Origin of the sequence: Rhizobium sp. BIGb0125, from assembly GCF_024810055.1 — a bacterium.
Lineage (GTDB): Bacteria > Pseudomonadota > Alphaproteobacteria > Rhizobiales > Rhizobiaceae > Agrobacterium.
This window is the reverse complement of record NZ_JANUDV010000002.1, coordinates 132861-158976: the sequence shown is the minus strand read 5'-3', so window position 1 is coordinate 158976 and position 26116 is coordinate 132861. Positions and strand designations below refer to the sequence as shown.

The 26116-nt window shown below is 57.8% G+C and carries 18 protein-coding genes; 7 read left to right on the top strand and 11 right to left on the bottom strand.

All coding sequences use genetic code 11. The features are described from left to right. Positions 1 to 32: 32 nt before the first annotated feature. The 4 genes from M2418_RS04775 to M2418_RS04760 are packed head-to-tail and all read right to left on the bottom strand — an operon-like array spanning position 33 to position 5147. Positions 33 to 1685: an ABC transporter ATP-binding protein gene (locus M2418_RS04775; RefSeq protein ID WP_259145087.1), complete on the bottom strand. Its 1653-nt coding sequence runs from the start codon at positions 1683 to 1685 to the stop codon at positions 33 to 35. Next, positions 1682 to 2521, bottom strand: coding sequence for an ABC transporter permease (locus M2418_RS04770; protein ID WP_192487634.1), 840 nt, complete (start codon positions 2519 to 2521; stop codon positions 1682 to 1684). The genes M2418_RS04775 and M2418_RS04770 overlap by 4 nt, the downstream gene beginning before the upstream one ends. Beyond that, positions 2518 to 3561 carry an ABC transporter permease gene (locus M2418_RS04765; protein ID WP_259145079.1) on the bottom strand — a complete coding sequence of 348 codons (1044 nt, stop codon included), beginning with the start codon at positions 3559 to 3561 and terminating at the stop codon, positions 2518 to 2520. The genes M2418_RS04770 and M2418_RS04765 overlap by 4 nt, the downstream gene beginning before the upstream one ends. Then, positions 3561 to 5147, bottom strand: a complete 1587-nt coding sequence (locus M2418_RS04760) for an ABC transporter substrate-binding protein (RefSeq protein WP_259145078.1) — start codon at positions 5145 to 5147, stop codon at positions 3561 to 3563. The genes M2418_RS04765 and M2418_RS04760 overlap by 1 nt, the downstream gene beginning before the upstream one ends. Before the next feature lie 328 nt (positions 5148 to 5475). Between M2418_RS04760 and M2418_RS04755 the strand changes: the two genes are divergently transcribed. The 7 genes from M2418_RS04755 to M2418_RS04725 all read left to right on the top strand — a co-directional run bounded on the left by M2418_RS04755 (position 5476) and on the right by M2418_RS04725 (position 14416). Beyond that, the gene (locus M2418_RS04755) at positions 5476 to 7233 is read left to right on the top strand and encodes an ABC transporter substrate-binding protein (RefSeq protein ID WP_259145077.1); all 1758 of its coding nucleotides are present in this window, start codon (positions 5476 to 5478) and stop codon (positions 7231 to 7233) included. A gap of 4 nt (positions 7234 to 7237) precedes the next feature. Beyond that, the gene (locus M2418_RS04750) at positions 7238 to 8851 is read left to right on the top strand and encodes an ABC transporter ATP-binding protein (protein ID WP_259145076.1); all 1614 of its coding nucleotides are present in this window, start codon (positions 7238 to 7240) and stop codon (positions 8849 to 8851) included. Continuing rightward, positions 8841 to 9773: an ABC transporter permease gene (locus M2418_RS04745; protein ID WP_259145074.1), complete on the top strand. Its 933-nt coding sequence runs from the start codon at positions 8841 to 8843 to the stop codon at positions 9771 to 9773. The genes M2418_RS04750 and M2418_RS04745 overlap by 11 nt, the downstream gene beginning before the upstream one ends. A 3-nt stretch (positions 9774 to 9776) precedes the next feature. Then, positions 9777 to 10760, top strand: coding sequence for an ABC transporter permease (locus tag M2418_RS04740; protein ID WP_259145072.1), 984 nt, complete (start codon positions 9777 to 9779; stop codon positions 10758 to 10760). 159 nt (positions 10761 to 10919) lie between these two features. Beyond that, positions 10920 to 12170, top strand: coding sequence for an acyl-CoA dehydrogenase family protein (locus M2418_RS04735; protein ID WP_259145070.1), 1251 nt, complete (start codon positions 10920 to 10922; stop codon positions 12168 to 12170). A gap of 11 nt (positions 12171 to 12181) precedes the next feature. Next, positions 12182 to 13105 carry a hypothetical protein gene (locus M2418_RS04730; protein WP_259145067.1) on the top strand — a complete coding sequence of 308 codons (924 nt, stop codon included), beginning with the start codon at positions 12182 to 12184 and terminating at the stop codon, positions 13103 to 13105. A 21-nt stretch (positions 13106 to 13126) separates the two neighbouring features. After that, positions 13127 to 14416 carry an NtaA/DmoA family FMN-dependent monooxygenase gene (locus M2418_RS04725; RefSeq protein ID WP_259145065.1) on the top strand — a complete coding sequence of 430 codons (1290 nt, stop codon included), beginning with the start codon at positions 13127 to 13129 and terminating at the stop codon, positions 14414 to 14416. Positions 14417 to 14581: 165 nt separating this feature from the next. Here the strand turns inward: M2418_RS04725 and M2418_RS04720 are convergent, their stop codons facing one another. The 7 genes from M2418_RS04720 to M2418_RS04690 form a co-directional block, all read right to left on the bottom strand. Beyond that, the gene (locus M2418_RS04720; protein ID WP_259145061.1) at positions 14582 to 15913 is read right to left on the bottom strand and encodes an MFS transporter; all 1332 of its coding nucleotides are present in this window, start codon (positions 15911 to 15913) and stop codon (positions 14582 to 14584) included. Beyond that, positions 15910 to 16587, bottom strand: a complete 678-nt coding sequence (locus M2418_RS04715) for a FadR/GntR family transcriptional regulator (RefSeq protein ID WP_259145060.1) — start codon at positions 16585 to 16587, stop codon at positions 15910 to 15912. Before M2418_RS04715 ends, M2418_RS04720 begins: the two co-directional genes overlap by 4 nt. A 942-nt stretch (positions 16588 to 17529) precedes the next feature. Then, positions 17530 to 18558 carry a serine/threonine-protein kinase gene (locus tag M2418_RS04710; protein ID WP_259145059.1) on the bottom strand — a complete coding sequence of 343 codons (1029 nt, stop codon included), beginning with the start codon at positions 18556 to 18558 and terminating at the stop codon, positions 17530 to 17532. Beyond that, positions 18555 to 19004, bottom strand: a complete 450-nt coding sequence (locus tag M2418_RS04705; RefSeq protein WP_259145057.1) for a hypothetical protein — start codon at positions 19002 to 19004, stop codon at positions 18555 to 18557. Before M2418_RS04705 ends, M2418_RS04710 begins: the two co-directional genes overlap by 4 nt. A 640-nt stretch (positions 19005 to 19644) precedes the next feature. After that, positions 19645 to 23448, bottom strand: a complete 3804-nt coding sequence (locus M2418_RS04700; RefSeq protein WP_259145056.1) for a vitamin B12-dependent ribonucleotide reductase — start codon at positions 23446 to 23448, stop codon at positions 19645 to 19647. A gap of 877 nt (positions 23449 to 24325) precedes the next feature. Then, positions 24326 to 25495, bottom strand: a complete 1170-nt coding sequence (locus M2418_RS04695; protein WP_259145054.1) for an MFS transporter — start codon at positions 25493 to 25495, stop codon at positions 24326 to 24328. Beyond that, positions 25495 to 26070 (bottom strand): NADPH-dependent FMN reductase, encoded by a 576-nt coding sequence (locus M2418_RS04690; protein WP_259145052.1) that lies wholly within the window; start codon positions 26068 to 26070, stop codon positions 25495 to 25497. The genes M2418_RS04695 and M2418_RS04690 overlap by 1 nt, the downstream gene beginning before the upstream one ends. Positions 26071 to 26116: the final 46 nt, after the last annotated feature.

Below are 26116 nucleotides of genomic sequence, written 5' to 3'. Positions count from 1 at the left end.
TCGCTTCCGTCTTGATGAAATGCTGTTATGTGTCATGCGAAGTCTCGTTGTGTGAAGGAAGGAACCCGGTGGTTTGCCTGTTCACGCCGGCCGGGTACGGCGGCGATGAGGGCGCGGGCATAGTCTGATTTTGGCGCGCGAATGAGCGCGTCGGCGGGAGCAACCTCGACAATCTGGCCGCGCTGCATCACCGCAATCCGATCGGCAATCGAGGCGGCAACGCGCAGGTCGTGGGTGATGAACAGCATCGACAGGCCAAAGTCCTTTTGCAGTTCAGTCAGCAACGTCAGAACCTGCGCCTGCACCGAAACATCAAGTGCCGAGACCGGTTCATCGGCCACCAGCAGTTTGGGCTGCAACATCAAGGCGCGCGCCAGTGCGATACGCTGGCGCTGGCCGCCGGAAAAGGCGTGCGGCTTGCGGTCGGCTGCCCGCACATCGATGCCCACGCGCTGCAAAAGCTCGTTCATCCGTGCTTCTGCATCATTCTTGCTTGCCCCGAAATGCAGAACAGCCTCCGTCAGGATACGGCGAATGCTGTGGCGAGGGTTGAGCGAGGACTGAGGATCCTGAAACACCATCTGCACCAGCGGCCGCCGCTCACGCGTAAACAGGTCTTTGGCGTTGACGATGTCCTCTCCGGCAAACCGGAAGGTGCCAGCATCCCGTTCGATAAGCCCGGTAATCACCTGACCGAGCGTTGATTTGCCGGAACCGCTTTCCCCGACCAGAGCAAGCGTCTCACCTTCTCGCAGCAGCAGGTCAACGCCACCAAGCGCTGCCACCGGTTCACGTGCTGCGCGTAGCAGACGACGCGGGGCGGCATGGGTCTTGCGGATACCGTCAAGCTGAAGCAGCACCGAACCATTGACCGGTGGGCGATGTCTTTTGTCATCAAGGTCAGGCACAGCTGCCAGCAACCGGCGCGTATAGGGGTGCTGTGGATGCGCCAACAGATCGGCCGCACTGCCAGCCTCAACGATTTCGCCGTTTTGCATCACCACGATACGGTCGGCAATGTCGGCAACCACCCCAAAGTCGTGGGTGATGAACAGCACCGCAAGGCCGCGCTTTTCACGCAGATCAAGGATCAGCCTGAGGATCTCGGACTGGGTGGTAACATCCAGTGCCGTGGTCGGCTCATCGGCGATCAGTAGTTCCGGTTCGCAGGCAATGGCCATGGCAATCGCCACGCGCTGCCGCTGCCCGCCGGACAGTTCATGCGGATATCGCTGGCCGATCTTGTCGGGCTCCGGCAGTTTCATGGCCGCAAACAGTGCGGCGATCTTGTCTTTCGGTGCCGGAAAGCCATGGGCTTCAAGTGTTTCCGCCACCTGACGACCAACCGTCAACAGCGGGTTGAGGGCGGTCATCGGCTCCTGAAAAATATAGCCAATGCGGGCGCCACGCAGTTTGCGCAGCTGCACGTCATTGAGAGACAGAACGTCTTGCCCATCAAAGGACAGGGCACCGCCTGTAATCTTCAATGTGTTGCCGGGTAACAGGCCGGCAATGGCAGAGGCGAGAACCGATTTACCTGAACCGCTTTCACCCACGATGCACAGCACTTCGCCGCGTTCAATCGACACCGTTGCATTGGAAACCGCAAGTGATCGGTCTGCGCCCTTGGGGAGGGCGATGTTGAGCCTGTCTATGGCAACAAGCGGGGGGTGTTTCTGGCTCATGGCTGATGCCTCCCGGCATGTTTGGGGTCCAGCCAGCGCTCCAGCCCGTCACCAACCAGATTAAAGGCCAGCACGGTGAGGAAAATTGCCAACCCCGGCAGGGTGGAAAGCCACCAGTTGACGCTGAACGAGGTACGGCCAGAGGCCAGCAGAAAACCCCAGGACACGGAATCGCGGCTGCCAAGCCCAAGAAAGCTGATGCCGGATTCAATCATCACAGCGCCTGCAATCAGCAGTGAGGCCTGCACCACCACCTGTGGCAGCACATTTGGCAGCACATGCAAAATGGCGATACGCAGATGCGACAGGCCACTGACCCGCGCCGCTCGTACCCAGTCGAGACGCCGTATCGACAACACTTCGGCCCGCACAATGCGGACGATGGGCGGCCATGAGATGAGCGCGATTGCAAACACCACAGTCCAGCGGGTTGGCGAGAGAATGGCAACGATCATGATCGTCAGCAAGAAACCGGGGATCGTCTGGAAAAACTCGGTGATACGAATGATCAGCTCGTCGGCAATTTCACCAAAATAACCGGCCAGCAGCCCAAGCGTCACACCAAGGCTGACGGCAAACGCCACGACACTGACAGCCACGGCCAGCGTTGCCCGGCTGCCATGCACAAGACCGGCGGTCAGGTCACGTCCCAGCATGTCGGTACCTGCGGGGAAACCAGGCGAGAGGGGCGGCAGGTTTGGCCGGGCGACCATACGCCATGGATCACCGGGGTAGATCAGGTCTGCAAAAATCACCAGAAATGCCAGTGCGGCCAGCACCACAAAGCCGAAGATCACAGGCGGTCTGAGCAGGGGATGGTTTGGCCAAAAGTTCATACCGTTCCCTCCCGGTCTAGGCGCGGGTCAATCAGTCGGTAGGCGGCATCGGCAATCAGATTGGCAAGGATCACCCCAAAGGACGACACGATGAACACGGCAAGAAGCACATTGTAGTCACGGGTGGTCAGCGCGTTGAAGGCCAGCCGGCCAATGCCCGGCCATGCAAAAACCGTCTCGACAAGGATCGAACCGCCAATCAGCTGGCCAGCCTGCAAGGCGGCAATGGTAATCGTCGGAAGCAGGGCGTTTCGCAGCAGATGGTCACGCCAGATGCGCCACGGCGACAGACCCTTGGCCCGCGCAGTGCGAATGAAATCCATGCCGGCCACCTGAAGCAGTGCGGTGCGCGACACCCGGGCGTGGATCGACATATGGAAAAGGCCAAGCGTCAGCACCGGCAGCACCATATGGGCCAGACGATTGACAAAGGCTGGCCATCCGCCTTGAGAGGCGATGGCGGGTGTTTCCATGCCGTAGGATGGCAGCCAGCCGAGTTTGACGGCAAAGATGATGATGAAGACAAGGCCGACCCAGAACATCGGCATGGCAAAAAACGCCACCGATATCGTGGTGATGACGCCATCCAGCGCCGAACCCGGTTTTCTGGCTGCAAGGGCACCCAGTGTCACGCCGAGAACGACCGAGAACAGAAAACCGCTGATCGTCAGAACAAGCGTTGCCGGAACTTTTTCCAGCACGATGTCAATCACCGGTCGCTGGTCACGGTAGGACAGGCCAAAATCGAATGTCGCGACACTCTGCAGATATTTCCACAGCTGCAGATAGACCGGCCCATCCAGTCCGAGGTGACGGCGCAGGTCTTCGACAAAGGCCGGGTCACTGCCACCCTGGTCGCCGGCCAGAATGAGCGCCGGATCACCTGGCGCCAGACGCAGCAGCAGGAAACTGCCGATGACCACGAACAGCAGTGTCAACAGCGCCTTGGAAAGCCGCAGCCCAATGGCGTAGGCGGCAAGTGCCGACCGGCCTCCGAGTGCAGGGTGGTGCCCCTGCGCCGTGTTTTGCGTTGCAGCCATTACTTCTTCAGCCAGACATTGGCGAAATTGTCATCGGTGCCGAGCGCCGTGGTGATGAGGTCCTGAACCTTGTCGCGATAAAGCGTCGGGAAGACAATGTCGTGGGTCCAAACCATTGGTACATCCTGCGACAGGATCTTCTGGACCTTGGAGTAGATTTCTTTGCGCTTTGCGTCATCCTGCTCGTGCGCACCTTGATCGAGCAAAGCATCCACTTCCGGATTGGAATAACCGTTGATGTTACCGCCGGTGCTGCCGGCGTTGTCACCCTTGACGGTCTTGTAGCCGTAGGAAATGCCAATGCCCGGATCGGCGGTGGTGTAAACGAAGTTCTGGGCAATGTCGTAATCGAAAGTGGTCAGGCGCTTGAACCAACCTGCAACATCAACGGACTGGATATCCACCTTGATGCCAACGGCACCCAGTGCCTCGCGCAGATATTCCGCCTGCCGCGACCACAATTCACCATAGGGCAGAGGCACCAGCTTCAGGGTGAAACGTGTACCGTCGGCACCAGCCTTGTATCCTGCCTCATCCAGCAAAGCGGCGGCCTTTTCCGGATCATAAGAATAGGTCGTCTCGACGCTTGTGTCCTTGTAGGCCGACAGGCTGGAGAACGGTCCGTTGATCGGCTTGCCGTAACCCGCAAAGATGGTGTTGATGATGAAGTCGCGATCAATCGCCTGGGTGATGGCCTGACGAACTTTCTGGTTGGCAAGAACCGGATTGCGGTTGTTGATGTGCACGTAACCGATTGGCTGCAGAAACTCCCAGCCCCCCTCATTGACGGCAACACCCTCAAGCGCCGAGAGGCGGGGAATGTCGAAGTTTTCGACGTCACCAGAGCGAAGTACATCGACCTGTCCGGTTTCAAATGCAATGGCGCGGGAATTGGCATCCGGCACGATCTGGAAGTCTATTTCATCAAGATAGGGTTTGCCCGCATCCCAATATTTGTCGTTGCGAACCAGGCGGATGATGCTGCCTTTTTTCCACTCTGAGAACTTGAACGGGCCGGTGCCGATAAATTCGGAATTTGCAGGCGCGGTGCGCAGATCGGTAACGCCGACATATTTATGAGCCGGAACGATTGCCACGTTGAGCGACCAGAGGAAGGCCGGGTAGGGTGCCTTGAGGGTAAAGACGACAGTCAGATCGTCAGGCGTTTCGATGTGGTCGATCTGGGCGCTGAGATCTTTTGAGCGTGCATGCTGTATTGGCAGGAAATCGCCGATGCTGAAGGCGACATCCTTTGATGTGAAGGGCTCACCATCATGCCAGGTAACGCCGGGGCGCAGCTTGAACGTATAGGTCTTGCCATCGGCGGAAATCTCCCAGCTTTCCGCCAGCCGCGGAACAGGGGCAATCTCCTTGGCCGAATAACCAAGCAGCGAATCGTAGATCTTGTTGCCGACAAAGGTCGCCGGACCCAGGCGGTTGATGCCGGGATTGAGCGAGATGGGCTCCGGCTGGACGATCAGGTTCAGTGTTCCTCCACTTTCAGCTGCAAAGGCTACCGACGATAATGCGGCGCCGACAAGTGCCCCGGTTAAACCAAGCGTAAATGATCTCCAGCTGCGTGCCATTCTTCCAGAATCCTCAATTTCTATAATTTTTATAGATATGCTACATAAACGAGCGGAAGGCGCGGCATGTCTGTTCTAAATTTTTGCCGATAAATGAAAATCTTCTATCGCCGGGCTCCGAGCCGGCATGATTTTCATCATCTGATGATCCGCAGATTCGAGGCATGCGTACTGGCTGCAGAACGGGCAGGGCGGAAGTCTATTCCGCAGATTGCTTCTTAAGCAGGCAGATATTTCCCCCTGAGCTGAGAAGTTTGGAAGTTTGCAACATTCTCGGAATGCCTAAAATCTATAAATATTATAGACATTATCAATTAAGGTTATTCCGATGAAATCTCATTCTCACCGCTCAGCACTGGGACGTGTTGCGTCGAGCCTTGCCATTATCGTTGCGCTTGGAGGACAGGCGCTGGCAAGTGAGCCGCAATATGGCGGTACGCTGCGCATTGCTTCCCTGCAGGCGGATCTCGATGCGTTTGATCCGCTGACCGGTTACAGCACGGATTCCTGGGAAATCCTGCGTGCTGTTACCCGCCAGCTGGTCACCTATCCCGGCGCATCCACCGACATCAAGGACGATACAAAGCTGGTGCCGGACCTTGCCAAGTCCTGGGACGTGTCTGATGAAGGCAAGACCTACACCTTTCATCTGAAAGACGACGTCTTCTTTTCCGGCCCGATTGACCGCAAGATTGTAGCCGGCGATTTCGTCTACAATATCAAGCGCTTCTGTGATCCGAACAAGCAGGTTGCCGCCATCAACTACTTCAACCTGGCGATCTCGGGCTTCAAGGCCTATTGCGAAGAATTTGCCAAGGTTCCGACCGGTGATCTCGCTGCAACCAAGGCCTTCATCGACGCCCACGAAATCTCTGGCGTCAGCGCCCCTGACGACAAGACGCTGGTCATCAAGTCGGATTCCAAGAACTACGACTTCCTCAACATTCTCTCGATGAACTTCGTGTCGCCACTGCCACCGGAAGTCGCGTCGAAATATTTCCCTGACTCAGCCGAGTTCCGCAAGAACTTCCCGTCCAGCGGTCCTTATTACGTTGATAGCTATCAGGACGGCCAGAAGCTGGTTTTGAAAAAGGCCAAGAACTTCAAGCCGGAAAGTGACGAGGCCCGCAAAGCCTATGTCGATGAGATCGTCGTTGATTTTACTGCCAATAGCGAAGACAGCATCGTCCAGAAGATTGAGGCAGGTGAGGCGGATCTTTCGCTTTATCTCGACACGCCGCCAAGAACCGCGATCAGACGTTTCCAGACCCAGAAGGCGGAACAGCTGCATTCGTCCAACAGCGGCGCGGCCAACTTCATCACCTTTAATGCTCGCCCGGAAGCACAGAGCGACGGTGCCAATGCGTTGAGAAAGCCGGAAGTGCGCCAGGCGCTGACCTATGCCGTCAACCGCGCCCACCTCGTGCAGGTTCAGGGTGGCCCGATTGCCGCCGTGCCGCTGTCGCAGATCATCACCTCGACAATTCTCGGTTATGAGGCGTTTGATCCTTATCCAACCGAAGGCAACAAGGGTGACGCGGCAAAGGCCAAGGAATTGCTTGCCAAGGCTGGTTATCCCAATGGCGTGAAGTTTGATGCCATCTACCGCACCACAGCCCAGTTTGAGGCGATTGCCGTTGCGGTGAAGGAAGATGTGGCTGCGGCCGGTATCGAGTTGAACCTGATCCCTGTTCCACCGACCCAGTGGTACGCCTTCATTCAGGATGCCAAAAGCAGATGGGACATCTCGCTTGGTGGCCAGTTTGCGCCAGATTGGCAGGGTCCAAGCACCCGTATGCTTCTCGGCGGTTGGTTGAACTCGGATGCCTCGCCATGCGGCACGGGCAACGTCAACTCGATCTGCTACAGCAATGCCGAACTCAACAAGCTGGCAGCCGAGGCATTCCCGTCTGACAATCCAAGTCCGATCTGGACCAAGGCTGACAAGATCGTCTCCGCCGACATTCCGTGGATCCCGCTGTTTGAAAAGCGCAAGATCGCGATCACCTCTGATCGCATCACCCACTGGGCATGGTCGTCGCTGGCTGTTCAGGCCGACATCACCAACATTGCAGTGAAGAACTAGTCCGATGAGCGTCTTTTCCGTTCACGATTTGCAGGTTCGTTTTGGCACCGTCGAGGCTGTCAGAGGCGTATCATTTGATGTCGAAGCGGGAAGGACGCTGGCAATCGTCGGTGAGTCCGGATCGGGCAAGAGTGCCAGCCTGCTGGGGGCAGCTGGTCTGCTGCCAGCCTCGGCAAAGGTTCGCGGCAGTGTCCTCTACCGGGGGCGGGAGATACTGGGCGCGTCACCGACGGCGTTACGGAAGATAAGAGGGGCCGAGATCGGCTTTATCTTTCAGGACCCGCTAAGCAACCTTCATCCACTCAAGACGATTGGCGACCAGATCGGTGAGGCGATATCGGCTCATCGCTCCATCGGCAAAAAGGAGAAGCGCGAGCGTGTTCTCGCGCTTCTCCACGACGTTGAAATTTCAAACCCGGAAAAGCGGCTGGATGATTATCCGCGCCATCTCTCGGGCGGTATGCGCCAGCGCGTGATGATTGCCATTGCCATTGCACTGAACCCCGGCCTGATCATCGCCGATGAGCCGACCACAGCGCTCGACGTCACTGTTCAGGCATCCATCCTTGATCTGCTGCGACGTCTGCAGGAGAGGCACGGTACCGCACTGGTCTTCGTCAGCCATGATCTGGCTGTCGTGTCCGATATCGCCGATGATGTTGTGGTGATGCGGGACGGTCTTGTGGTCGAACGTGCCGCTGCCGATGCGATCTATACAACACCGAAACATGCCTATACGCGCGAATTGTTGAGTGCGGCGCGGCTGGACGGTCCCAGAAATTATACGCAGCCACCGGCCGTCAGCTCCGCCCAGTCGCTGCTTAATGTGGACGGTCTCAGCCGTTCCTTCGTTGCAGGCCAGCCGGTGCTGGAGGACGTGACGTTTTCGATCGCTAAGGGCGAAATTCTCGGACTGGTCGGTGAGTCCGGGTCGGGAAAATCAACCATCGGTCGGCTGATTGCCGGTCTTGACCGGCCCGATGATGGCTCTATCGCGCTGTCCGGCGTCAATTACGCAAGGGCCGGGCGCCCGACCACACTGACTGGTGCAGCGCGCCGCGACATTCAGGTGGTTTTTCAGGACCCTTACGCCAGCCTCAACCCCAGGCGAAGCGTTGAAGCCATTCTTGGCGACAGTTTCGTGATTGCCGGTGAGCGGGACCGCACGCGCCTGCGCCACCAGGTCCGCCAGTTGCTTGCAGAGGTGGAGCTGCCGGAGGCCATTGCCACGCGTTTCCCTTCACAGCTCTCAGGCGGTCAGCGGCAACGGGTGGCCATTGCACGGGCAATTGCCTCGCGCCCGTCGCTTGTTGTGGCGGATGAGCCGGTGTCGGCGCTCGATATCACCACACAGGCCAAGATCGTCGAACTGCTGCGCCGGTTGCGCGACCGGCTGGGAATTTCCTTCCTGTTCATTTCGCACGATCTCGGTGTGGTCGGTGAATTGTGCGACCGCGTCATCGTGCTGGAGAAGGGGCATATCGTCGAGGCCGGCCCGACAAGGCGTATCTTCGAGCGGGCAGAGCACGCCTACACAAAGCGTTTGCTGGCCTCGATGCCTGGCGGCAAACGGCTACCCGTCAATACCGTGGTGAAGGCCGTGTCCTATGTCGGTTGATGTTATCGAAGCGGCACCGCGCCGTCACTGGTTGCCGGAATTTGCCGCTGTCTTGTGGCGTGAACGCAGCGTGCGGATTGGCGCGATTATCGTCTTTGCCGTGCTGGTGGCGGCCGTCCTGGCGCCTCTGGCCGCCTATCTGACCGGGCATGGCCCGACCGACCTGTTTCCGGATGTGGCGCTGGATGAGATGGGCCTGCCGGTTGGGCCATCCTGGGCCTTTCCGCTGGGGGCAGATGGCAACGGTCGTGATGTGTTTGTGCGCACGCTTTACGGCGCGCAGATTTCACTGCTGGTCGGCATTCCCGCCACCACGGCAGCGATGATCATCGGAACGTTGATTGGCATGATCAGTGGTTTTCTCGCCGGTCGTGTCGACCGGATCGTCAGTCAGGCCATCGATGTCGCCATGTCGTTTCCGTTTGTCGTCACGGCGCTCAGCCTGCTGTCTTTGAACAGGGGCGAGCAGGGCATGCCGGTAATATCGCCTGTGATTGTCGTTATCCTGGTCATTGCGCTGTTTTCCTGGACCTACTTTGCCCGCCTGACACGTGGCATCGTTCTGGAACTGCGCTCCAGCCCGATGATTGAGGCGTCGCTGGTTTCTGGCGCTTCAAAAGCCCGTATCATCTGTCTCGATATCCTGCCCAACATCCTGCCGACCCTGCTGGTCTATTGGGCTGTGCAGCTTCCGGCCAACATCGTGGCCGAAGCGACGCTGTCCTTTCTCGGGGTTGGTATTCAGGCGCCGATGCCAAGCTGGGGCAACATGATTGCCGAGGCGCAGCGCACCTCGCTTTATCAGGACCAGCCCTGGTTTCTGGCCGGCCCCGCACTTGCCCTTTTTCTCACCGTGGTCGGCTTCAATACAATGAGTTCCGGGCTCAGAACTGTGCTCGATCCGCATCAAAGGCGTTTGTAATCCATGACCAGAAACCTTCTTTCCACCGTGCTTCGGTCCGCCTCGACACTCGTCATCGTGCTGATCCTGTCGTTTTTCATCACCCGTATTGCCTACCGTAATCCGGCCGCCATGCTGGCACCGCGCAACGCCACGCAGGAAACAATAGACGGCGTGGCCCGGGCACTGCGTCTCAATGAACCATGGTATGATCAGCTGTGGTATTACCTGTTCCGCGGGCCGGACATTCAGGGCGCGCCGATGGGGCTGATGCACTGGCCACCGGCGCTTGGATTTTCCTTTCGTAAACAGGCACCGGTTACAGACCTCATTCTGGCCAAGGCGCCGGTGACGATCTCGCTGGCACTGGGTGCGCTGGTCATCTGGATGACGATATCGATCATTTCAGGCGTTGTCGCCGCCCGGTGGCATGGCCGCTTCATCGACCATATGCTGGCCTTTTTTGCCTATGTAGGCCTGTCCATTCCAACCTTTCTGAGCGGCATCCTGATTTCCTATTTCTTTTTCTACCAGCTGACCAACCACGGCTACGGCTGGTTTCCGAGCAGTGGTTACGTGCCGTTGACGGAAAATCCGCTGGAATGGGCAAGGCACCTTATCCTGCCATGGGCAACGCTGGCGATCGCCGAAATCGGCATTTTCCAGCGCATCGTCAGGGCAGGCATGCTCGACGTGCTCGGCCAGGATTACATCCGCACCGCCCGTGCCAAGGGCTTGAGCGAAAGCAGGATCTACCTGTCGCACGCGTTGAAGGCAGCCCTTAATCCGATCATCACGCTGGGTGGGCTCGAGCTTGCCGTCATCATGGGTGGCGCCATCGTCACCGAAACGATCTTCGGCCTCGACGGCATTGGGCGCATGGCGATCACAGCTGCGCTGGATGGCGATTTCCCGCTGGTTATCGGTACGACGATCTTTGCCGCATCCGTCTTCGTGGTGTGCACCCTGACCGTTGATCTGGTCGCGCAATGGCGTGATCCGGCGTGACGCTGCGTGACCTGGCCAGCCCTGTTCGACGCCCTGATGGCAGCCCGTGCCGCTCAAACCCGACAAGTATGCCGGTGGGCCTTCAAGGCCCGTCGCCAGCACAACAGACATTTGCGCAGCATCTTTTCCTGATGTTGCGCCATCATGAAGGAGAATGACATGACCGCAGTGGATGCAACGCTTTCCCGCACCTATTTGCGCCCCGCAACTGCCCGAGAAGAGACGCTTGTCGAGCGCTTCCAGCCGGTGTTTGACCGTATTGCCGAAGGCAGTATTGAGCGTGAGCGCAACCGCACCTTTCCTTTTGAACAGGTGCAGTGGCTGAAGGATGCCGATTTCGCTCTGGTGCGTGTGCCAATGGAGTTTGGCGGTTTTGGCGCCTCGCTGGAACAGGTGTTTTACCTGCTGGCCCTGCTGGCAGAAGCAGACGCCAATGTCGCCCATATCTGGCGCAACCATCTGGCCTTTGTCGAAGACCGCCTCAATGCACGGCCATCCGCCGCCAATGAGCGTTGGCTGAAGCGTTTCCGCGACCGTGAATTTGTCGGTGGCGGCTGGACGGAAGCCAATAACGGCACTTACGCCACCATCAAGACCACGGTCACCAAAACCGATGACCATTACCGGGTATCCGGCGCAAAGTTTTATGCCACCGGCAGCCTTTATGCCGACTGGCTGGATGTCATCGGCAAGGATGCCGAAGGCACGCTGATCACCACACTCGTCAACCGCCACCAGCCTGGCGTTGAACTGACGGATGACTGGCCTGGTTTTGGCCAGCGCACGACGGCCAGCGGCAGTGCGGTTTACAAGGATGTCGTGGCGCATGAGGGGGATGTCTTTCCGGCCAGCGAACGTGTTGTCTATCAAGGGCATTTTTACCAGACGGCGCTGTTGGCCGTTCTGACCGGCATTACCCGTGCTGTGCTGCGCGATGGTATCAAGGCGCTCAAATCCCGCGGCCGCAATTACCCGCAGGGTCTTGATCCAGTGCCCGCACAGGATGCGCAGTTGCTGCAGGTTATTGGTGAGGTGTCGGTGCGGGCCTTTACGACCGAAGCGGCACTTCGCCGTGCCGCCAGTTCGCTTGACCTGATTGCCGCCGCCCATGCGGTGGGCAATGTCGAATTGCGTGACCAGCGCGCAACGGCAGGCGAAGTGGCTGTTGCGCAGGCGCAGATCGCCATCGTCGAGAGCACGCTTTATGCTGCCACCCATGTGTTCAACGCGCTTGGTGCATCGGCAACATCGGAGGAAACCGCGCTTGACCGCCACTGGCGCAATGCCCGTACTCTGGCGTCGCATAATCCGGTTGCCTACAAGGCGCGCATCCTCGGTGACTATCTGGTCAACGACAAGTCCCCGGTGTCGAGCATCGCGCGGCTTGGTCGTGGCGGGCAGGGCAACTGAGGAGCGGCGCAATGACGAAACCCTATCTCGCCCTTGCACTTGCCGGGCCGCATTTGCTTGAACTGACCGGCAGCCGTGAACTGCTATCGCGTTGGGATGCCTTGCCCGTTGCATTCACGGTGCTTGGCATCGACCGCATTGACGGCAGCGAACCTGCATCCGTCACCCTGGTCAGCAGTGCTGCCGGTGCCACACTGGCAGGCGCGACCGAAAATGGCCGTTTCCTGATTGCCGCCGCGCCACAACGTGACCACCCCTATAATCTGGCACGTCGTGTCGCGTCTCTTGCCCATCTCTCCCGTGGGCGCAGTGGTCTGCTTGTCGGCATTCGCGATGCCTATGCGCCGGAGGGTCCAAAAGATGCGCCGGCATGGGGCGGGGCAGGGCTTGGCGGTGGCGCACAGTTGAATGCAAAGACAGCCTATGACACAGCCGTTGCCGTGCGGGCTCTGGAGCAAAGCTGGCCGCATGATTCCATCATCGGTGATCGCGATAGCGGCATTCTCGTACAGTCCGATCGTATCGTGCATGTCGATATCGCCAACAGTTTTTCGATTGCCGGGCCGCTCAACGCGCCGGAACCACAAACCGGTGCCTCCGTCATCGCCTGGTATGGCCACACGAAAGCGGATGCACCGCCGACGGGAGAGGATAGCCCGATTGAGCTGGTGCTGGGTGGCGCAGGTACCGTGCCTGTCGTTTCCCTGGGAGAGACGCCTCCCACCGAAGCTGTGTCCGGTGTGGTGTTGAAAGCAGGCAACGAGCAATCGGTGCGGGAGTTGCTGGATGTCGCCGAGCGCTGGCTGGCGGATGGTTTTGCACCAACCGCGCTTGGCGGTTCGCTGCGAGACGCCCTCAACCTTTCGGCGCCACGACCGCTGCCATCGACGGTGCGCCCCGCGTTTCCGGCGCCAAAACCTCACGTCTCTCTGTAGACGGTATTGGAGACATTTCAGATGACAAACAAACGATCTGGCCACGTCCTGCTCGGCATCAACGTGCTGGTTCTCGGATATCTTCCGGCGGCGTGGAAAACCCCATTGCTGGAAAAGGATGCCTTCATTGATCCAGCCTATTGGGAAAATATTGGCAAGACCGCAGAGCGTGGCACGCTGGACGCGCTGTTTCTGGCAGACGGTCCGCTGCTCGGTGACCCGGCCTATGATGCCAATCCGGTACGGCTGGAACCGTCGGTCAACTGGGGGCATGTGGCGGCCGCGACCTCTCGTGTCGGTCTGGTGGCAACGGCCTCTTCAACCTTCAACGATCCGTTTGAACTGGCCGAGCGCTTTTTGTCCTGGGACCACCAGACGGGTGGACGTGCGGCATGGAATGTCGTGACAACCCGTGGTGTACCGGCGGCCCGCAACTTCGGCATTTCAGACATTCCAGCCCGTGATGACCGCTATGAGCGGGCCGGCGAATTTGTCGACGTCGTTCGGGCGCTGTGGGCGTCTGCGGCTGACGGGCGCGACATTGATCACCACGGCGAGTTCTTCGATATTTCCGGGCGCCTGCGTGTGCCACCATCCAAACAGGGCCAGCCAATCATCTTTCAGGCCGGTGGCTCGCCGCAGGGCCGCACACTGGCAGGCCGCATCGCGGAAGGTGTGTTTGCCGCAGAACTGACCAAGGCGCAGGCCATCGAGCATTATCGTCTGGTCAAGGGATTTGCCCGCGACAATGGCCGATCGCCGGACGATGTGAAAATTCTGCCGGGTCTGTTGCTGAGCCTCGGCAGCACGGAAGAGGAGGCGCGTCGTCGTAGCGATGAAATCCATGACGCCGGTCCGGCATCCTATTCAGTGGGCTGGCTATCGCAGGCCATCGGTTACGATGCCTCGAAACTTGACCTGGACGAGCCGTTTCCCGATGAAGTTCTGGGTCCGATCAAGGACGCCAAGACCTTCCTTGGCAGCATCGGTTTTCGTGAATCCATCATCACGCAAATCCGTAAAACCAACCCGACGGTGCGTGAATATCTCAAGCAAACCCGTTACACCGGGTCGGGCCATGCCGGGTTTGTCGGCACGCCCGAACAGCTGGCCGACCACATTGAGGACTGGTTCCATGCCGGCGCCATCGATGGCTTTAACCTGCAGCCGGATCGGCTGATCGATGGCCTGCCGGTTATAGCAGATGAGCTGGTGCCAATTCTGCGAAAGCGTGGCCTCTATCGCCACGAATATGAAACCGAAACGCTGCGGGATCACTTCAAGGCGGCGTCACGAACCCAGGCTTTTTGAGGACGCTGGTTTTCCTCATGCCTTGTGCTTGTCACAGGCATCCAGTCGCCGCGCGTCTGCGCGGCGGAAAGGGTCTTTTCATCCCAAAGACTTGGGATGACTGGGTCCCTGTGACAAGCACAGGGAAGAGGGAGTGTGAGGCACGCTCCATAGTTCCATTAGTTTTCAACTCGCCACACTTCTGGCACCGACATGACCATTGCGTCCGGCAAACCAGCCATTGATGGCAGCGATGGTGCCAATCACCACGAATAGAATGGCGCAGCCGGCAAAGCTGCCTGTCCAGCCGCGGATGAAACCGACAATCAAAGGTCCGGTGGCCGCCAGCAGATAACCCACGCATTGCGCCATGCCCGAGAGATGGGCGGCAATATGTGCATCACCGGAGCGCAGGACGATGACCGTCATGGCGGCTGCAATCAGCCCACCTTGGCCGACACCCTGAATAACCGCCCAGATCCACACGGTCGAAAGGGGCGCAAACAGCAGACCGATCAGGGCACCAACTGCCAATGCGCACAGTGTGACGTTGATGATGGACTGGTTTTTGCCACGCACGGCAATATGCGGAACAACGAGGCAGGCGGCGGCCTGCACCATGACCGATATTGATACCACGGCACCGGCGGTGACACCGTCAAGGCCGCGATCCCTGAGGATCGGGACCAGCCAGCCAAACACGCTGTAGGCCAACGCCGACTGCAATCCCATGAACAGGGTGACATTCCACGCCAGCCTGTCGCGCCACAGGCCTTCCACACGAAAGCCGCTGCGCACCGCGCCGCGCTTGACCATAAACACCTGCGGCAGCCAGATGGCACCAACCACCAGTGCAGGAAGTGCCCAGGCTGCAAGGGCGGCATTCATCGAACCGCCAAGCATGGCTTCCAGTGGCAGGGTCAGGCCGGCCGCACCTGCTGCACCGGCGCACAGCGCCATGGTGTAGAGGCTGGTCATCAAGGCTGCCTGTTTGGGAAAGTCACGTTTGACCAGACCCGGCAACAACACATTGCCAACAGCGATGCAGGCACCGGCCAGTGCTGTGCCGATGAACAGCAGCGGCATTGAAGACAGACCGCGCAAGGCGGTGCCAAGCGACAACAGCAGCAACACGCCAAGCAGCGTCCATTCGGAACCGAAACGCTGTGCCAAGCGCGGTGCAAAGGGCGAGAATGCACCAAGGCAAACCACGGGAAGCGTGGTCAGCAGACTGGCACCAAGGGCAGACAGTCCAAGCTCGGAGCGTATTTCCGGCAGCAGGGCGGACGCGCTGGAAAATACCGGCCTGAGGTTAAAGGCAATCAGCACCAGGCTGGCACCAAGAATGACACGGCCCATTGTGCTGAATGCCGGTGGTGCCGGCGGCGGAACAATGTCCACCTCGGCATCAACTAGGGTTTCGCCAAGCGGTTCCAGTGTCTCGGCAAGTGTATTTTCAAGCGTCTGCGCAGGATGAGCGGCAGTGGCGTGAGCTGGAGTAGGGGAATGAGAATTCATGAAAGCAGCAATCGATCAAGGGTGGAAAAGACGGGCGCCATAAAGCGCCGCACCGCGGCGGCAGCCTTGTCGGCATCGCCCGTTTGTATGGCATCGACAATGTCGGCATGGGCCTGCATGTCGGGTTCGGGAACTTCCTCATCGAGCGTCGCTTCAATGGTCTCGGTGATGGAGGAGGAGAAGAAATTGTAGATTTCGATCATCGCCTGATTACAGGATGCGGCTATCACCGCCCGGTGAAACGCCAGGTCACGGGCAATGAACAGTGCCTTGTCGCCACCGGAATAATTGCCGCGTTCGGCCAGCAGGCGTCGCAGTTCGGTAATCATCTCAGGTGTGTGGCGGATGGCGGCCAGCCGTGCTGCCTCGACATCAAGTGCGCAACGCGCCTCGAACTGGTCGCGCAGGCTTGCCCTGCGTGCCTGTGTCAGCGGTGCCGCCATGTCTGTGGTTGACAGCACATAGGTGCCGGAGCCTTGTCGGGTCTCCAGCAGCCCTTGCGCCACCAGAACGCGCACGGCTTCGCGCACCGTGCCGCGGCTGATCGACAGCATTTCCGACAGGGTGGTCTCGTTGGGCAGCTTCTCGCCAACCTGCCAGCGCACGGCGATGATCTCGCTGCGAATGGCGTTGATAGCGCGTTCCGTCAGGCTTATTTTTTCAAGGTTCTGCATGATCTAATCATAAAGTCATCTGATGACTTTGGATTATGCCTGTGCATCTGTTTTGTCAATCATCAAGGTGGGGGGGGTGTGTGTCTTACCCAAACTTGCCGTCATGCTCGGGCTTGTCCCGAGTATCTGCCCAAGTTTCGTCATGCGAAACTGACGTCTTTGGCGTGGTTAGATCCTCGCCACAAGGGCGAGGATGACGTCGAGGAGATGGTCGGTGCATTGTTTTACACTGAGGGCCACCCCAACCGGCCCTCATGCTTTGTGCTTGTCACAGGTATCCAAGCCAGCCCCAGTCTTGGGGCTGAATAGACTTTTTCCGTCACGCAGACGCGTGACTACTGGATCTGTGTGACGAGCACAGGGAAGAGGGAGGTCATGCATAACGCTGAGGCATCGAAATCACCCCTCACTTGCGATTTCTAACACTTATGGCTTCGCCTTAAGATGTTGAAATCGCTTTCTCTCCCACAAGGGTAGAGATGGCTGGGTGCCGCGCCCATCCAGCAAGTTAGACGACCGCTGAGACTGAAGTGATGTTTGCAGATGCGCGGCGGTACTCATTGAGAAACATCTCAAACGCTGTCCATAAGGCGAAGCGGCGCCGCTGGCGCCTTTACCTCTACCCTTGTGGGAGAGGAAGAAAAATCATGGTCTTAGCAACGCTAAGTCATAGATTTTTCAGGTGAGGGGTTCCACATCTGGTGCTGTGTCTACTCATTCTACCGCAACATTTTCTTCCGCAACGCTCATTGCTTAGCACCGACAGTGCCACACCCGGCCTCATGCCTCGTGCTTGTCACAAGCATCCAGTCGACGTGCGTCTGGCGACGGAAAGAAGTCTTATCATCCCCAAGACTGGGGATGACCGGACTCCTGTGACATCCCTCGGGTCAAGCCCGAGCACAGGGAAGAGGGAGGCGGGGGGGCTTCCAGCACAGACCTTCATGCTAGCGTGGAGCGCGCAACCAGCTCTGCAAGACGCGCGCGTGCTTCGCGCTCCGTATCGTAGCGTTTGCAATCCGAGCGACGGCGACGTCCGCCGATTGTATACTCGACAGTCGGGTTGATGCCGAGTTGGAGTGAGGCACGCTCCTCCTTACCTTCGACGGTACATATCCATTCGTTATCGTTCAAACGAACCCACCGCCGAGCGGGCCGTAGCCGCTCAAGCTCCTGTCGAAGAGCGGCAGCAGTCTGATACCTGTCTGCAACGATGGGATTTATCGCCTTTTTGATGATACGCTTCAGCTTAGGTGGAGTGTAATCGGCGAATCCTACTTGGCTCGCAAGTTTCCCTTCCTTGACAAGCGTAGGCCACCTATCGCTTCCCAAGACCGCGTCCCAACCGGTCATGTTGTTCACAGCACGAAGCAGTGTCATACCTGCTGCGAAAACGTCGCTGGCGGCAGAGAACTCCATGTTATTGATGGCCTCAGGCGAGGCGTGCGGCCTGTAGAACAGCTCTGTAACCTTCACGCCGCTCTCTGGATGGATGACAGTGCCGAAGTCAGAAAGTTTTGCGATGGCACCCGTCAGCATGATGTTGCCCGGCTTGACGTCGCGGTGGACAATTCCGCGATTGTGGGCGTGCTCAAGAGCGAAAAGGATTTGTTTCAGGTAACCGATGGTTTCAATGACCGGGACAAATTCCCCATGTAACCGATCCGCCAGCGATCCGCCTTCTAGGTATTCCATCTCAATGAGGACTGCACCGTCGAAGACGTCGGCTGTGAGTATCTTTACCACGTGGTCATGGCCGCACAGGTTTTGTGCCTGTGCCTCGACCACCGCGCGATGTTCTATGGGATTGGCGACTCTGACCAGCTTCAGTGCAGACTGACGGCCGAGATTTCGGTTGATGACATAGAAAACATCTCCAAACTGACCGCTTCCGAGTGGCCTAATGATCTCGTACTTGTTCAGTACGATGTCGCCGGGTTGGAACGTCAGGGGAGCGACAGCGGATATCAAAGGCTCATCCAAGCCGCCAGGGCAGCAAGCTTTGCCGCGTTCGGCCATGCGGCGGGACTATCAACAATCCGCTCGTCACAAGCTGCGAACTTGTCACCCGGATACGCCAAGGCTTTCTTCGTGAAGGTGTGGATGGTGGATTGGTCAGCAGCCAAACCTCTTTCATGCGCAACGAGGGTAAGGATTCCGAAGGGGAAGGTTAAGTAGGCAATCTGATCAGCCTTCTTTCCATCCATTGACAGACGGTATGCAAGACCTTGTGGCTGACGTGCCTCAATTAACTCATTGAATGTTTGCTTAAAAAAATTTGCCATTTCTGGTTTCGGTTGATCTACTTCGAACCGATGACGATCATGCATGAGGTAACGCGGATCAGCTCTAGTGCCTTCCATCAAACAGAAGTGCAATTCCCCCTTCTGAAGATTGAACCCAAGGATCGCCATCAATCTGCCTTTCTTGGGCCATGCACGCCGTTTGCGCGAGCTCTGAAAAAAGCGCTCGGGACGAATGACACCAGCACTCCGCATGGATTTGTTGAAACTAAGGGGTTAGCTCCTGAGCTTTACGTCTGCTGTCCCAGGCATAAACCCTGCGTAACCGGCATAACCCGGGTATCCTGGGTATCCAGGATAGCCTGGATACCCAGGATAGCTTGGGTGCCCTCGGTACGGCGCCGATGTTTTCCGTAGGAGGCGGTTTCCAAAGATTGAACCGAGATACGCTCCGGCTGTATTGACTGCATCCCCGTCACCCCAAGGAAACCAGCCTATCCATTTGCCGCGAGCGTCGAATAGGTACTTGTCTTCCGGGGAGCGTCTAAAGGCGATCCATCTCCCCCCTTTGTCGAAGAAATACTGAGTCATATTTCAATCCTTGACCGAATTTGGAACGCGCGTGTCATGGTATTGACCTCAGCGTCGCATCCTGCTCGTCCACCAACGAATTAGCTTTCAGTTTTCTGGTTCTCCCGACTGCGGAAGCGGCCGGGAGAATTCTTAACCAGCGATCAAAACGCTGATCCAATGACATTTCAGTGGCTTAGTCACCAACTTAGTGACGTCGCACAGTCGCTATTCTGCGAACTGATCAGCTGCAACCGCTTGTCGCGCCGCATGTGTCGCACTTCTCGCAGGTGCCGTTACGCACCATGGTGAAGTTCTGGCACTCGGAGCACATGTTGCCGGTGTAGCCTTGAGCAATCGAGCGCATGCGGCGTTCGTTTTCCACCTTCTTGGCTTCCGTCTTGGCTGAGGCTGCGTCGGCAGCGGCCTTGTCGGAGAAGAGGGCTGTTGCGGCCTGTTCGGTTTCGGTTGCCAGTGATTCCTCGGCAATCTCTTCCGCCAGTTCCTTGGCGCGCTCTTCATAATCGCGCTTGAAGGCGACGATTTCAGAGGTGGAAACGGCAGTTGCCACTTCCAGCTTGCGCACGGCGCTGCCGCTGAACGCGGTCACGCTTGCCGAAGCACGCGCAGGCGCCGCTGTTGCTGCACCCTTCGGCTCGGAGGAAGCGCGTTCGCTGTTGGAAACCAGCGTTGGCTTGTAACCGCGGGTCCAGCCAGTGGATACCAGGTTGGTCTTGCCTTCCTGAATGCCCTTGCCGAGTGCCGTGTTGGAGAAGTCCGATGTGTCGACATGTGCGAGATCGTGACGGCCAAGGTAGGACACGGCGAGTTCGCGGAACACGTAGTCGAGGATCGAGGTTGCGTTCTTGATCGCGTCGTTACCGATGACCATGCCAGCCGGTTCGAACTTGGTGAAGGTGAAGGCCTCCACATATTCTTCCAGCGGCACGCCATATTGCAGGCCGAGCGAGATGGCGATGGCGAAGTTGTTCATCATCGCACGGAAAGCAGCGCCTTCCTTGTGCATGTCGATGAAGATTTCGCCGATGCGACCGTCACCGAATTCGCCGGTGCGCAGGTAAACCTTGTGACCACCGACAGCAGCCTTCTGGGTGTAACCCTGACGACGGTTTGGCAGCTTTTCACGCTCGCGGCTGACACGCTCGACAACACGCTCAACGATCTTTTCGGTGATGGTGACGGCCTGTGCCGCAAGTGGCTGCTGCATCAGCTCTTCCAGTGCGTCTTCGTCGTCCTCATCCTCAACCAGCGAGGAATTGAGCGGCTGCGACAGCTTGGAACCGTCGCGGTAAAGGGCGTTGGCCTTCAGTGCCAGCTTCCAGGACAGCATGTAGGCTGCACCGCAATCTTCCACCGTTGCATCATTCGGCATGTTGATCGTCTTGGAGATCGCACCGGAGATGAATGGCTGGGCAGCCGCCATCATGCGGATGTGGGATTCTACCGAGAGGTAACGCTTGCCGATCTTGCCACATGGGTTGGCGCAATCGAACACGGCCAGATCTTCGTTCTTGAGGAACGGCGAACCTTCCAGTGTCATCGCACCGCAAACGTGAACGTTTGCTGCTTCGATGTCCTTCTTGGCAAAACCGATGTGCTCCAAGAGGTTGAAGCTCATGTCGGCCAGCTGCTCGTCGGAAACCTTCAGCGTGTCCTTCAGGAAGTCCGCACCGAGTGTCCACTGGTTGAACACGAACTTGATGTCGAAGGCGCTCTTCAGGGCAGCATTGACGGCTTCAATCTTCTCATCGGTGAAGCCCTTGGCCTTCAGCGTGGTCGGGTTGATGGCCGGTGCCTGGTTGAGGTTGCCATGACCGACAGCGTAAGCTTCGATTTCAGCGATCTGGCTTTCGGAGTAACCGAGCGAACGCAGGGATTCCGGAACAGCGCGGTTGATGATCTTGAAGTAACCGCCGCCGGCCAGCTTCTTGAACTTTACCAGCGCAAAGTCAGGCTCGATACCGGTGGTGTCGCAATCCATGACGAGGCCGATCGTGCCAGTTGGCGCGATAACGGTGGTCTGGGCGTTGCGGTAACCGTTGACTTCACCAAGTTCCAGCGCCTTGTCCCACGCTGCCATGGCATGTGTGACGAGGTCAGGGTCGGTGCAGTCTGCGTGGATCAGGGCAACCGGGTTTACCGACAGCTCTTCATAACCATAGGCCAGACCGTGGGCGGCGCGGCGGTGGTTACGGATAACGCGCAGCATGTTGTCGCGGTTCGGTGCAAAGCCCGGGAACGGACCAAGCTCGCCAGCCATTTCAGCCGATGTGGCGTAGGAAATACCGGTCATGATCGCGGTCAGCGCACCGGCAATGGCGCGGCCTTCATCGCTGTCATACGGAATGCCCGAAGACATCAGGAAACCGCCGATGTTGGCGTAACCGAGACCGAGTGTGCGGTACTCATAGGACCGTTCAGCAATCTGACGCGATGGGAACTGCGCCATCATCACGGACACTTCGAGAACAACGGTCCACAGGCGAACGGCGTGTTCGTAGTCTGCAATGTTGATGCGCTTGGTGGCCGCATCCTTGAACTGGATGAGGTTCAGCGAGGCGAGGTTGCAGGCCGTGTCGTCAAGGAACATGTATTCCGAGCACGGGTTGGACGCGCGGATCGGGCCGGCAGCTGGCGACGTGTGCCAGTCGTTCATGGTAGTGTTGAAGTGCAGGCCTGGGTCAGCCGATGCCCATGCGGCATGGGAAATCTTCTCCCACAGGTCACGTGCCTTCAAGGTCTTCATGACCTTGCCGTCGCGGCGTGCCGTCAGGTTCCAGTCACCGTCATTTTCAACGGCGCGCAGGAAGTCATCCTTCAGCGAAACGGAGTTGTTGGAATTCTGGCCCGAAACGGTCAGGTAGGCTTCCGAATCCCAGTCCGTGTCATAGGTCTTGAACTCGATGTCCTTGTAACCCTGCTGGGCAAACTGGATAACGCGCTTGATGTAGTTTTCTGCGACCTGATCCTTCTTGGCAGCGCGGATTTCGCGCTTCAGGGCAGGGTTCTTTGCAGGGTCGAAGCAATCGCCATTGTCGGCTTCGCAGTTCACGCAGGCCTTCATGATGGCCTTGAGGTGCTTGGCAACGATCTTGGAACCGGTAACGAGGGCAGCAACCTTCTGCTCTTCCTTCACCTTCCAGTCGATATAGGCTTCGATGTCCGGGTGGTCGACATCAACAACCACCATCTTGGCCGCACGGCGGGTCGTGCCGCCGGACTTGATGGCGCCAGCTGCGCGGTCACCGATCTTGAGGAAGCTCATCAGGCCGGAAGACTTGCCACCGCCGGAAAGCTTTTCGCCTTCGCCACGCAGATAGGAGAAGTTGGAACCGGTACCGGAGCCGTATTTGAACAGACGGGCTTCACGCACCCACAGGTCCATGATGCCGCCTTCATTGACCAGATCGTCTTCAACGGACTGGATGAAGCAGGCATGTGGCTGCGGATGTTCGTAAGACGACTTGGACTTGGTCAGCTTGCCGGTGAAGGGGTCAACATAGAAGTGGCCCTGGCCAGGACCATCAATGCCATAGGCCCAGTGCAGACCGGTGTTGAACCACTGTGGAGAGTTTGGTGCAACGCGCTGGCTGGCCAGCATGTAGGCAAGCTCGTCACGGAAGGCGAGAGCATCTTCTTCGGACGAGAAATATTTGCCCTTCCAGCCCCAGTAGGCCCATGTGCCAGCCAGACGATCAAACACCTGGCGCGCATCAGTTTCAGAACCGTAACGCTCGCCTTCCGGCAGTTCCTTCAGGGCCTTCTCGTCGGCAACCGAACGCCACAGGAAGGACGGAACGTCGTTCTCTTCAACCTTTTTCAGGAACTTAGGGACGCCGGCCTTGCGGAAATATTTCTGCGCCAGAACGTCGGTCGCAACCTGGCTGAACTGCGTGGGAACGTCGATATCCGCCAGACGGAAAACGATAGAACCGTCCGGGTTCTTGATTTCGCTGACGGCCTTGCGGAAGTCGATGTCCGCGTAAGGCGTCTGGCCTGGCTTCGTGAAGCGGCGTTCAATGCGCATTGTGTTCGTTCCTCGTCCAATTGGCGCCCGTCAAGGGGGCGCAATAATCCGGTCCGACTTCGCGTTATCGCGCGCAGCCGGGTGTTGCCGATCTGAATGGGATGTTCATCCGTAGATGGGCATCCTGTATCTCGTGGTGATTTCGGCTGCAAGCATACTATATATAGTATTAACAGTTTCTTGCTACCAGTCCCCGCATCATATTTCCGGCGGTAAATTCAGATCACAAAAAGTCTCACGCTCCATGCCTCTCATGGCCGAAACGCAGACAAACGCGTGTACTGAAACTGAAAAGAACCGGCCTCGTTCACCGATTCAGTTACCGCCGCAACATGTTTGCTACTTTCGAGATTTGCAGTGATTCCGTCAAGCCTTAGTTTGCAACCTCTTGTTAACCACAAGATATTGTGTGGGGAGGCTGTGGAAAACGGGGAAAGCAAAACCTGCTATAAATTTCAGATACTTGGCGCGGATTGCTGAAACAGTGTCCACAGCGACTTACTGCACGTGAACTCGCGAAAAGCCCTATTTACTGGGCTATCTTTAAAATGTCACATTTTGTTACAGCTATTTTTGACGGCAATTCCATCCCCAGTTTTTTGCCAAAAACCGCGAAAATGACGATCTGTCCAGAAAAGCGCAGATAAGTGAAGTTTTCGCTTGTCTGTCACCAAAAGCACCACACTTTGCCGTGGCTGCCCATTACATTCGTCTCAAACAATATTTGCGGGCGGGCACATTTTTTTTGTCGCAGCCGTGGTTGGCTGATTCTCTCAGCACCACTAGGGCTAGGGACTGGGCCGGATCTATGGATATTTCGTCTGCAGAAAAATGCCCTCAGAACGCGTGTCCTGAGGGCAGATATGTTACGCGGATTTCACACAGCCCAGCGCCGCACGCTAGCGGCGGCGATGGCGATGACGGCCATGGCGGCAAATGCAATGGAGATATCGCGGTAAAGCGCCTCGAAACCAAACCAGCCGATCCAGGGTTGGCTGGCAAGCGGCGATGTGAAATGCCCGAGAAACATCGACGCCGTGACCAGTCCTGCAATGCGGCCGCGCAGGGCAGGTGGTGCGATCTTGATTGTCAGCGACATGATGCTGGGCATCACCACACCAAGTCCGGTGCCGAGCACACACAGCGCAACCAGTGCCGAGACCATGCCACTTGCCTGCGCAAGCATCAGAAAGCCGGTTGCCATGAGAGCAAGCCCACCAGCAAGAATGCCAGGCACCGCCAAACGCGATCGCAACAGGCCAAAGCTCATAGCAACGAGCGCGCCAGCCAGATTGAAGGTGCCAATGGCATAGCCGATAGCGCTGGCACTGTCGATCTCCAGATGCCGCAGGAAAAATGGCAGCTGTGATGGCACGGTGTAAAACAGCACATTGATCAGATAGGTCGCCAGTGCCAGCAACAGCACCTGCGACCAGTTTGCGGACACCACAGCTTTTGCCGGGCCCCCTGATGGTGCTGTCTTTTTGGCCGGCTCGCTCAGAAATGCCAGCACTGCCGGCAGAATAAGGAACGAGGCGGCATAGATCGCAAAAGGCACCCGCCAGTGAATATCGGCCAGAATACCGCCGGTCACCACAAAGGCAACACCGCCAAATTGCGTGAATGCCTGTTGCAGGCCAAGATAGCTTTCCCGCTCGGTGCCGGTAAAATAATCGCCAGCCAGCGTGGTGCCGACGGTCATGATGCCGCCAATCGCCAACCCGAGAACGGCTCTGCCAACCAACAGGAAAAACAGATTGTCGGCCAGAAGGCCGGACATGCCGGAGAGGCCATACAGCAGCATGCTGATGACCAGCAGCTTTTTACGGCCAAACCGGTCTGCCAGAATGCCGGCAATGGGTGCCGACATCGCCACGAATATCGCCGGCAGTGTCAACACCATGCGGCTCAAAAGCGCGACATGCTCTGTACCGGCAAAGGTCTGCTCAATGGCGGGAAGGGAAGGTGCCACCGTGGTGCCGGCCATGATGGTCAGGGTCGCCACGAACAACAAGGTGCCCTTCAGGGCAAGGCTGTGCTCTTTCATTATGCAGTCTTTCGGTAAGGCGTCACCTCACGTCCCTGTTTCAGCGTGTAGGCCCACCATTGCAACTTGGTCATCATGGTCTCGAATGCGGTTGTCGCAGAGGTGCCGGCATCCAGCCGTCCATCCGGGCCAACGCTTTTCCAGGGATTGGCAAAGCTGACCACATCCCGTGTGGTCACCGCATGCAGTTCGGAAAACACCGGACGAAGCTGCTCGACGGCGCGAAGGCCGCCGGAAATGCCACCATAGCAAACAAAACCGACGGGTTTTGCGTTCCATTCCTCATAGGCGGAATCGATCAGTATCTTAAGCGCACCAGTGTAGCTGCGATTATATTCCGGTGTGATGACGATGAAGGCATCGGCAGAGTTGAGGCTCTCGCGCAGTTTCTTCGCCGGCTCCACATCCATACAATGTCCTTGCGGCAGGTTCAGTTCACGCGGGTCCAGCACCTCAACCTTGATATGCGGCATTGCCGCCAGTTGCTCACTGACCCAGGCCGTCATCACATCTGCAAAACGCACGGAGCGGGCACTGCCAATAATGACGCGGATGGAAAGTGTTTTGTCAGTCATGGAAAATCCTTTGGTGTTGAATAATCCGTGTGGTAGTTCCTCAAGT

Excerpts from the sequence above, each read along its gene's own strand:
- M2418_RS04775 (WP_259145087.1), bottom strand. The coding sequence starts at position 1,685 with ATGAGCCAGAAACACCCCCCGCTTGTTGCCATAGACAGGCTCAACATC.
- M2418_RS04770 (WP_192487634.1), bottom strand. The coding sequence starts at position 2,521 with ATGAACTTTTGGCCAAACCATCCCCTGCTCAGACCGCCTGTGATCTTC.
- M2418_RS04765 (WP_259145079.1), bottom strand. The coding sequence starts at position 3,561 with ATGGCTGCAACGCAAAACACGGCGCAGGGGCACCACCCTGCACTCGGA.
- M2418_RS04760 (WP_259145078.1), bottom strand. The coding sequence starts at position 5,147 with ATGGCACGCAGCTGGAGATCATTTACGCTTGGTTTAACCGGGGCACTT.
- M2418_RS04755 (WP_259145077.1), top strand. The coding sequence starts at position 5,476 with ATGAAATCTCATTCTCACCGCTCAGCACTGGGACGTGTTGCGTCGAGC.
- M2418_RS04750 (WP_259145076.1), top strand. The coding sequence starts at position 7,238 with ATGAGCGTCTTTTCCGTTCACGATTTGCAGGTTCGTTTTGGCACCGTC.
- M2418_RS04745 (WP_259145074.1), top strand. The coding sequence starts at position 8,841 with ATGTCGGTTGATGTTATCGAAGCGGCACCGCGCCGTCACTGGTTGCCG.
- M2418_RS04740 (WP_259145072.1), top strand. The coding sequence starts at position 9,777 with ATGACCAGAAACCTTCTTTCCACCGTGCTTCGGTCCGCCTCGACACTC.
- M2418_RS04735 (WP_259145070.1), top strand. The coding sequence starts at position 10,920 with ATGACCGCAGTGGATGCAACGCTTTCCCGCACCTATTTGCGCCCCGCA.
- M2418_RS04730 (WP_259145067.1), top strand. The coding sequence starts at position 12,182 with ATGACGAAACCCTATCTCGCCCTTGCACTTGCCGGGCCGCATTTGCTT.
- M2418_RS04725 (WP_259145065.1), top strand. The coding sequence starts at position 13,127 with ATGACAAACAAACGATCTGGCCACGTCCTGCTCGGCATCAACGTGCTG.
- M2418_RS04720 (WP_259145061.1), bottom strand. The coding sequence starts at position 15,913 with ATGAATTCTCATTCCCCTACTCCAGCTCACGCCACTGCCGCTCATCCT.
- M2418_RS04715 (WP_259145060.1), bottom strand. The coding sequence starts at position 16,587 with ATGCAGAACCTTGAAAAAATAAGCCTGACGGAACGCGCTATCAACGCC.
- M2418_RS04700 (WP_259145056.1), bottom strand. The coding sequence starts at position 23,448 with ATGCGCATTGAACGCCGCTTCACGAAGCCAGGCCAGACGCCTTACGCG.
- M2418_RS04695 (WP_259145054.1), bottom strand. The coding sequence starts at position 25,495 with ATGAAAGAGCACAGCCTTGCCCTGAAGGGCACCTTGTTGTTCGTGGCG.
- M2418_RS04690 (WP_259145052.1), bottom strand. The coding sequence starts at position 26,070 with ATGACTGACAAAACACTTTCCATCCGCGTCATTATTGGCAGTGCCCGC.